Annotated in this window: 8 protein-coding genes and 1 pseudogene; 5 read left to right on the top strand and 4 right to left on the bottom strand. The window is 69.5% G+C overall.

Annotation, left to right across the window (positions count from 1 at the left end; all coding sequences use genetic code 11):
* The 3 genes and pseudogenes from C1I95_RS30375 to C1I95_RS30365 all read right to left on the bottom strand — a co-directional run.
* Positions 1-264, bottom strand: a pseudogene (locus tag C1I95_RS30375) (GNAT family N-acetyltransferase); the annotation flags it as partial.
* 13 nt (positions 265-277) lie between these two features.
* A complete protein-coding gene (locus tag C1I95_RS30370; protein ID WP_111219052.1) occupies positions 278-1771 on the bottom strand; it encodes an APC family permease in 1494 nt (497 codons plus the stop codon).
* 45 nt (positions 1772-1816) lie between these two features.
* Positions 1817-2563, bottom strand: coding sequence for a GOLPH3/VPS74 family protein (locus C1I95_RS30365; RefSeq protein WP_111219050.1), 747 nt, complete (start codon positions 2561-2563; stop codon positions 1817-1819).
* 65 nt (positions 2564-2628) lie between these two features.
* Here C1I95_RS30365 and C1I95_RS35450 point away from each other — a divergent pair, with 65 nt between their 5' ends.
* From C1I95_RS35450 to C1I95_RS30345, 3 genes are all read left to right on the top strand, one after another.
* Complete coding sequence (locus C1I95_RS35450; RefSeq protein ID WP_158566498.1) at positions 2629-2856, top strand: hypothetical protein; 228 nt, start codon at positions 2629-2631, stop codon at positions 2854-2856.
* A 792-nt stretch (positions 2857-3648) separates the two neighbouring features.
* Positions 3649-4560, top strand: a complete 912-nt coding sequence (locus C1I95_RS30350) for a helix-turn-helix domain-containing protein (protein WP_267900728.1) — start codon at positions 3649-3651, stop codon at positions 4558-4560.
* Complete coding sequence (locus C1I95_RS30345) at positions 4557-4760, top strand: DUF397 domain-containing protein (protein ID WP_111219046.1); 204 nt, start codon at positions 4557-4559, stop codon at positions 4758-4760. The genes C1I95_RS30350 and C1I95_RS30345 overlap by 4 nt, the downstream gene beginning before the upstream one ends.
* A gap of 166 nt (positions 4761-4926) precedes the next feature.
* Here the strand turns inward: C1I95_RS30345 and C1I95_RS37385 are convergent, their stop codons facing one another.
* The gene (locus C1I95_RS37385) at positions 4927-5388 is read right to left on the bottom strand and encodes a hypothetical protein (protein ID WP_146605901.1); all 462 of its coding nucleotides are present in this window, start codon (positions 5386-5388) and stop codon (positions 4927-4929) included.
* A gap of 27 nt (positions 5389-5415) precedes the next feature.
* Here C1I95_RS37385 and C1I95_RS30340 point away from each other — a divergent pair, with 27 nt between their 5' ends.
* Together C1I95_RS30340 and C1I95_RS30335 are read left to right on the top strand one after the other, a co-directional pair.
* Positions 5416-6552 (top strand): XRE family transcriptional regulator, encoded by a 1137-nt coding sequence (locus tag C1I95_RS30340; protein ID WP_146605900.1) that lies wholly within the window; start codon positions 5416-5418, stop codon positions 6550-6552.
* A 47-nt stretch (positions 6553-6599) separates the two neighbouring features.
* A partial coding sequence (locus C1I95_RS30335) for an asparaginase (RefSeq protein ID WP_438941351.1) occupies positions 6600-7320 on the top strand: 721 nt, incomplete at its 3' end.

Here is a 7320-nt window from a genome sequence, read left to right as displayed (position 1 = left end):
GTCGGTGGGGGTGGGTTCGAGGCGGGGGTACCAGATGGCGACGGCGGACCGGTCGCCGGTGGTGTGCACCTGCCCGCGCTCCAGGCCGTGATAGAAGGCGTCGGTGAAGTACCGGTAGTAGACGGTGCGACGGTCGTCGGGGTCGGGGATCAGCCAGTCGGCAAGGGGTCCGTCGTGGAACGCTTCGGCGAGGACGCCGATCAGTGGCCCAGCGTCGGCCTCGGCGGCGAGGCGGACGAGCAGATTGTCGTTGGTGGTGGTCACGGCAGCTCCCAGGTCAGGCTGGTTGACGGACGACATCGGGGGCGCGCAACGGTCCGGTGCCGCTGTCCGCGCCCAGGCCCACCGCCGCGTACACGTCGGGGTTGGTGGCGCGCAGGAGCAGCGCCCACCCGATGCCGAAGAGTGCGGCGGCGGCGTAGGCGGCGGGAAACGCCCAGCGCAGTGGCGAGTCGGGTGCGACGCCGAGCAGGGTGTCGAACTCGCGCAGGGTGACGGTGAGGATCCCGCCGAGCGCGAGCGTGGCACCCATGGGTGCGATGAGCGCGCGCCAGGGTCCTTCGGTGTGGGTGGTCCGGGCGAAGAAGCCGATGACGGCGGCGGAGGTGACGGTCATCAGGATCAGCACCCCGAGGCCGCCGGTGACGGTGACCCAGAAGAACAGGTGCACGATCGGATCCGCCCCGGCCACGGCGTAGGCGACCAGCACGCAGAGCGCAAGGCCGCTCTGGACGAGGGAGCCAACCTTGGGTGCGCCGGTGCGGCGGCTGGTGCGGCCGAAGACGGCGGGCAGGACCCGTTCCCGGCCGAGGGCGAACAGGTACCGGGCCACCGTGTGGTGGAAGCTGAGCAGCGCGGCGAACAAACTGGTGATGAACAGGACCCGGGCGACGGTGACGATGCTGTCGGCCAGGTACGGGGACACCAGGTTGAAGATCAGATCGGTGCCGTCGGCGCGGGCGGCCTCCACGATGCGGTCCGGGCCGGTGGCCACGGACATCGCCCACGCGGACAGCCCGTACAGCAGGCCGGTCACCGCTACGGCGATGTAGGTGGCGCGGGCGATAGTGCGACGAGGGTCCTTCGTCTCCTCGGAGAAGACCACGGTCCCCTCGAAACCGACGAACCCGGTGATGGCGGTGACCAGCGCCGCGCCGATGCCGGCGGCGAACACGTGGGACGGTGCGAGGGTGTCGAAGCTGACGGTCCCGTCGGCCGGATGGGTAACCATGATCGCGTCGAAGGCCAGCGCGACGACGCACTCGGCGACCAGCACGACGGCGAGGACCCGCCCGTTGAGGTCGATCCGTGCGACCCCGAGCACCGCCACGATGGCCCACACCGCCAGGGCGCACACCCACCACGTGAGCTGCCAGCCGTACCGGTCGTTCAGGAACTGCGCGGTGACCGCGCCGGCCCCACCGTAGAGTCCGACCTGCATCGCGTTATACGCCAGCAGGGCGACCATCGCCGCTCCGACGCCAGCCGGGCGGCCGAGTCCACGAGTGACGTACGTGTAGAAGGCGCCCGCGTTGACGATCCGCCGCGACATCGCCACGTAGCCGACCGCGAACAACGCGAGCACCGCCGCGACGACCAGGTACGACACCGGCATGCCGGTGACGCCGGTGACCGCGTACCCGGTGGTCGCACCGCCCGCGACGACGGTGAGCGGCGCGGCGGCGGCGATCACGAAGAACACCACCGACGGGATACCGAGCCGCCCCCTGGCGAGGACGGCGGACACGGTGTCGGGTTTCGAGTGAGACATCGGTTCTCTCTCAGCGAAGAGGGATGGATGGGGGGTGGGCCGCACTCAGGAGGTGCGGTGACTCAGGACGGCGCCGCCGACGACGGCACCGAGGTCGGCGAGGAGATCGCGGACCGGCAGGGGAGCGTGCTCGATCTGCTGGCGCAGGAACGCGCGGGTCGCGAGGGGTGTGCCGTCGAGCAAAATCGGATCAAGCTGGGTGTGCGCCGCCAGACCGGCGAGGGTCAGGTCGAAAGCGTTGAGTGCTTGGTAGTTGCGGAGTTGGAAGGAGAGGCGGGCCCACGACCAGGCGGCGGTGTTCATGTCGGTGGGGACGTACACCGTCCGTTGGCGCCACAGCCGGCCGACCTGCTCCAGCCGGAGCAGCCCGAGCTGCCACATGCGGGTTGCGACCTGCTCGTAGGCGGTGGTACCGAGGAACGCCAACCACGTGCGGGTCGCGGTGTGACGCGGTTCGGCGACGAGGCGGTCGAGGACGAGGTGTTGCAGCCAGTCCTTCGGCGGCGAGGCGTTGACAACCCGCACGTGCCGGCCCTCGAACGTGACCCGACCCTCGCCGTACAGCTCGCCGAGCAGCGCGGCGGCCAGGCCGTGTGCCGTCGCGGACTCGAACAGGCGGGGGCGCCCGGTCTGGTCGTCGTGCGCCAGGTAGAAGAACTCGTCCGCGAGACGCATGGCCTGCGCGGCGGCGCTGCCGATGGCGCGTACCGGCCGAGTCGGCTCAACTGGTGCTGGGTGCTCTCGCAGGTGTAGTGGGTACTCGTCGGCTGCGCCGGGGGGTGTGGTGTTCACCGCGGCTGGCCTTCCTGAGTCGGTGGGTCAAAGGGAGTTGGGAGCCCGAGCTTCCGGAGGAGTTCATGGCCACCCGGGTGGCGGGCGAGTTCCTCGATCGCCCAGGGGTGTTGCCCGCATCCGTCGTCCTGGCAGTGCAGGCAGGTGCCGTCGTTGCGGTGCTGAAGCACGGTGTTGCGCGCCGGCTCGAAGCGCGGTCCACTCGCCGGTCGCTGTCGTCGGTGCTGTCATGGCGCCGACTGGCGGTGCAGTGCGGCGACATTGACGCGGACCTCCATGCACGGCGGGTGTAGGTCGACGTGTGGGTACTCGCATTCGGGTCGGTGGCCGAGTACCCAGACCCACTCGTCGCTGCGATTAGGCAAGTCGCGGACACTCGCCAAAATGACGGCCACGGGAGTGCCCGGGGTGAGGTCACGTCCGTAGGACCAGTCGCCCGATTCCAGCCGGAGCAGGGTGCCCGCGGCCATATCCGGGAGCGGCTGAGGGCTACGGTTCACGGCCGTGTCCACCAGGAGCGGTTGGCGGCGCGGTCGTACGCGGCGAGGGCACCTGGGAGCGCCTGCGCTGGATCGATCATCGGCCCGGCTACTCCTGGGGCGACGGCCTCCTTCGGGCAGGGCCTGCGAGGGCCATGCAGTGAAGGGGCCTGGGAACGCGCGGAACGCATGGCCAGAGCGGGTGGGCCGCTGGTCTCGACGAGATCGGAGCTTCGGGTTGCGCGGGTCGGCGTCGGACCGTCCGCACGCCCTTCGAGGGACCTCGCGTCGGCTCTGCTACCTGAGGAGGGGCAGCCGAGAGGATTGAACGGCCGGTCGTCGGCCGGGAGGAACCACTTCATCCGGCGCATTCACCTCTCCTCGCGCACCTGCCTGGCATTGACGGATAGCTCGTTGCGAGTCAACGATCACGGAACGGCGCGGAGCTGGGAATGCCGACCTTCGGTCCGACTTCGAGTGCCGACTTGCGGTCCGACCAGGAGGTGACCTGCGGAAACATGTCGGACGGTCAGCTGCGCCAAGATCGTGCGCCGGGTTGGCGGGGTTACATTGACCTCACCCCAGCCGACCAACCGTCGACCGGGCATGAGTGGTCCCTGGAGGCTGCCGGTGAATCGCCCCAGTCCTTATGTGCGCCGACGATGGCTCGGACGTGAGATCCGCCGCCTGCGAGAGGAGCATGGCGTGACGGGCGAGTCGATCGCCCGTGCCGTGGGGTTTCCGCGGCAGCAACTCAGCGCGCTGGAGAACGGACACCTTGGCCCTGACATCGACCTCGTCAGCGGGATCTGCGACTACCTCGCGGTCGGCGTGAACCGGCGGACAGCCATCATGGACGCCGCAGCTGACGGTTGGGCTCGCGGCTGGTGGGCGGCTGACGCCGAACGGATGGGCATCCGGCAGGCCATCTACGCCGACCTGGAAAGCGGCACCCGGACCATCGTCGAGTACGCCATGACCCTGATCCCCGGCCTACTCCAGACGCCGGCGTTCGCCGACGCGCGGTTGCGCAGCGATCCCGCCCGCCATGGCGACAGGTTCGACCCTGCCGCCGCGGTCACCGCCCGCACTCGTCGCCAGAGCCAGGTGCTCGCCGCAGGCGGGCCACGCTACGACGCCGTCATCGATGAGATCGCGATCCGGCGACGCGCCGCCGACCCCGCAGTCGTCGCCGAGCAGCTCCAGCATGTCGTCACCGTGTGCGTGAACCACCCATCCGTGACCGTCCAGGTGCTACCCCTCGAGGCATCGATCCGAGGTCACAGCGCTCCCCGGTCCGCGTACTCGATCTACCGCTACCGTGACCCGCAGGGCCTACAGGCCGTCGCGGTCGACACCCTCACCCACGACGTGATCCACACCGAACCAGGCGAGCTGGCCCCCTACCTAAACCTGCACAGCCGGCTCAAGGCCGCCGCACTCTCACCCGAATCGAGTATCCGTCTCCTCCGCGCTGCGGCGGAGAACCTGACACCCACCGAAGGAGTCTCGGTATGAAATCCCAGCCCACCTGGCGCAAGTCCAGCCGCAGCGACGACGGCAACTGCGTCGAGGTTGCCCACACCCACGAACCGGTCCTGGTGCGCGACTCGAAGAACACGGCCGGGCCGGTGCTGCGGTTCGCCCCGGAACAGTGGCACACCTTCATGGACGGCATTCGCCTGGGCGGATTCGAATCCCCGACTGCCATGGAGTGAACCGAGGATCAGCACCTTCACCGCGACACGACCCGGGCGGGATGCGCCGGGCTTGTGGGGCTCGCGACGCTTGCCTCGACGGCGCCGCCCAGGGCTTCCTTGACCCTGAGTGTGCTCGCCATCACGATAGCGGCAGCGAATGGCGCGATGCTGGTACGGCCTCGGCTCAGACGCTCACCGAGCACGCATCGGCATTGAGTCCAATCTCGTCCACGGAGAGGAGGCGCCAGTGCCTCGTCATCCGGACGCGCTGATCACGCCGAACACGCTCCTCGCCGAGAGACGTGCCGGTCTGCCATCGCCCCGGCGGCCGGGGCAGCGCATATCCCGGACCGAGCTGGCCGATGCCGTCAACTCGGCCCTCGACTGCCTCTACCCCCGCCGGAAACTCGCCGCCCTGTACGTCGACTCCCGATGGATCGGCAAACTCGAACGCGGGGAGCACCGCTGGCCCAGCGAGGAACGCCGTGCCGCCTTGCGCCTCGTTCTCGGCGCCGCCACCGACACCGATCTCGACCTCTACAGCCCTCGACGCTCCGGCAGAACGCGGACGGACACCATTGACCGGGGGCAGATCGCCCAGTCCGGTCCACGGCCCGACCTGCTTCCCACCGGAGACCTTCTGCAACTCGGTACTCCCACGCCTGGACGCCAGTTGCTGCCCGACGGTGACCGTTCCTTGTGCCAGACGATCTCGGCCCCGCAAGGACAGCATTTTCCCGGCGCGACGATCGACGTCGAGGTGTACCCCGCGGTCGATGACGGCCGCGTTCTCGCCACGATCACCCTGGCCGACACGGAACAGAGGTGGCGCCGGCCGGTTCAGCGGCGACTCATCCTTGGCCATATTGACGCACCGGATCGTGTCGATGTCTTCGCGCTGGACTCTCGGCGGGCGTGCCGGCACCTTGTTGGAGCCGGCAGGGACGCCCGGCTGCTCATCCCTCGCGTGTACCAGCTCGACGCGATCACCGCCGGGGTCCTGTGGGCGGTAGCGAACCTCGACCTGTCGCTACTGCTGGACGACGCCCGGTTGGACGCCGCCCACACCGCCGCCTCCCCATACAGGGGCATGACCGCATCTGCCGCCAGCCGCGACATCGCCGAAGACCTGGACCCGGTGTCACGGCTGTGGATCGGATCGACATTCTGCGCCGACCACATCCGCCGCCACTACCACCTCCTGTCCGACGTGCCCGTCTACTGGACACGCGAGCAACGCGGAGAGGAAGCCAGCACATGGCTGCTGTTCCGCCACAAGCTGCGGTACCTGCGCGAAACCGCCGACCGGTTCCGCAGCACCGCACAGCCGATGACCAGGATGTTCTGCCTTCCCGCGCGCACGGTGACCGCCTCATCGACATCTGAACGCATCCTGCTGCTGCTTGCCATGGCATTGATGGAATCCCTCGGCATCCGCACCGCGGTCACGGACGACCCTGAGTACGCCACACTGCCCGGACTCGTCATGGACAACCAGCGCGCCGTCATCGCCACCTGGATTCGCGCCGACGACGTCTGGCATGTCGACGTCACCGACCACCGCAACACCATCGCCACCTACCGCGACGCCCTCGGCGACGTGCACGCCCACTCCGTGACCGCCGACGACACGCCCGCCGGACGGCTCCGCCACCTGGCCGATTACCTGGCCCTCGACTGGCACTGGCTGCAAAGCCGCTGCGCCGACCTCGGCCAGTACGGCTTCGCCGGCCTCGCCGAGCCCCGCAGCCGTCTCCTCTCCCTCGACGGCGTCGACCAGGCATGCCGCTTCATCGGCACCCTGCCGTAATAGGCTCCAGCCCGACCATCAGCCGCGACCGCCGAAAGGACCCGCCCGTGTCCCCCACTCCGACAACACCTGCGCTGAGGGTGGTGGTGTTCGGCCTGGGCGGCACGATCGCCATGACCAGCGGCACCGGCGAAGGCGTCAGCCCCACCCTGTCCGCACGCGACCTGGTTGACGCCGTACCAGGGCTGGCCTCGGCGGGAATCGACATCGAGGTAATGGACTTCCGCCGCCGCCCCGGAGCGTCCCTCACGTTCGCCGACGTCACCGCGCTCGCCAGCGCGGCGACCCGAGAACTCGCCGAGGGCGCGACCGGAGTGGTCGTCGCCCAGGGCACCGACACGATCGAGGAAACCGCATACCTACTCGACCTGCTCCACCAACGACCCGAACCCGTCGTCGTCACCGGCGCGATGCGTAACCCCACCCTGGCCGGCGCCGACGGCCCCGCCAACCTCCTCGCCGCCATCCACACCGCCGCCTCCCCGACCGCCCGCGACCAAGGCTGCCTCGTCGTCCTCGCCGACGAGATCCACGCCGCCCGCTGGGTCGCCAAGACCCACTCCACCAGCGGCGCCACCTTCCGCTCGCCGGACACCGGCCCCATCGGCTACGTCATGGAAGACGCCGTGCAGCTGCTGACCCGCGTGCCGCACCGGCTCGCCCTCCCTCCCCCGAGCCAGACCGAAAAGGCACGCGTCGGCCTCTACACCGTCAGCCTCGACGACGATCCCACCCTCCTCGACGCCATCGGCCCCCACTGCGATGGCC

The organism is Micromonospora craterilacus (genome assembly GCF_003236315.1).
In the GTDB taxonomy this organism is placed as follows: domain Bacteria; phylum Actinomycetota; class Actinomycetes; order Mycobacteriales; family Micromonosporaceae; genus Micromonospora; species Micromonospora craterilacus.
Note: the sequence above shows the minus strand (reverse complement) of the source record. Positions and strands in the feature narration are given on the sequence as shown.

Bases quoted from the DNA above. Each gene is read 5' to 3' on its own strand.
- C1I95_RS30370 (WP_111219052.1), bottom strand. From the start codon at position 1,771: ATGTCTCACTCGAAACCCGACACCGTGTCCGCCGTCCTCGCCAGGGGG.
- C1I95_RS35450 (WP_158566498.1), top strand. From the start codon at position 2,629: ATGGCCACCCGGGTGGCGGGCGAGTTCCTCGATCGCCCAGGGGTGTTG.
- C1I95_RS30350 (WP_267900728.1), top strand. From the start codon at position 3,649: ATGAGTGGTCCCTGGAGGCTGCCGGTGAATCGCCCCAGTCCTTATGTG.
- C1I95_RS30345 (WP_111219046.1), top strand. From the start codon at position 4,557: ATGAAATCCCAGCCCACCTGGCGCAAGTCCAGCCGCAGCGACGACGGC.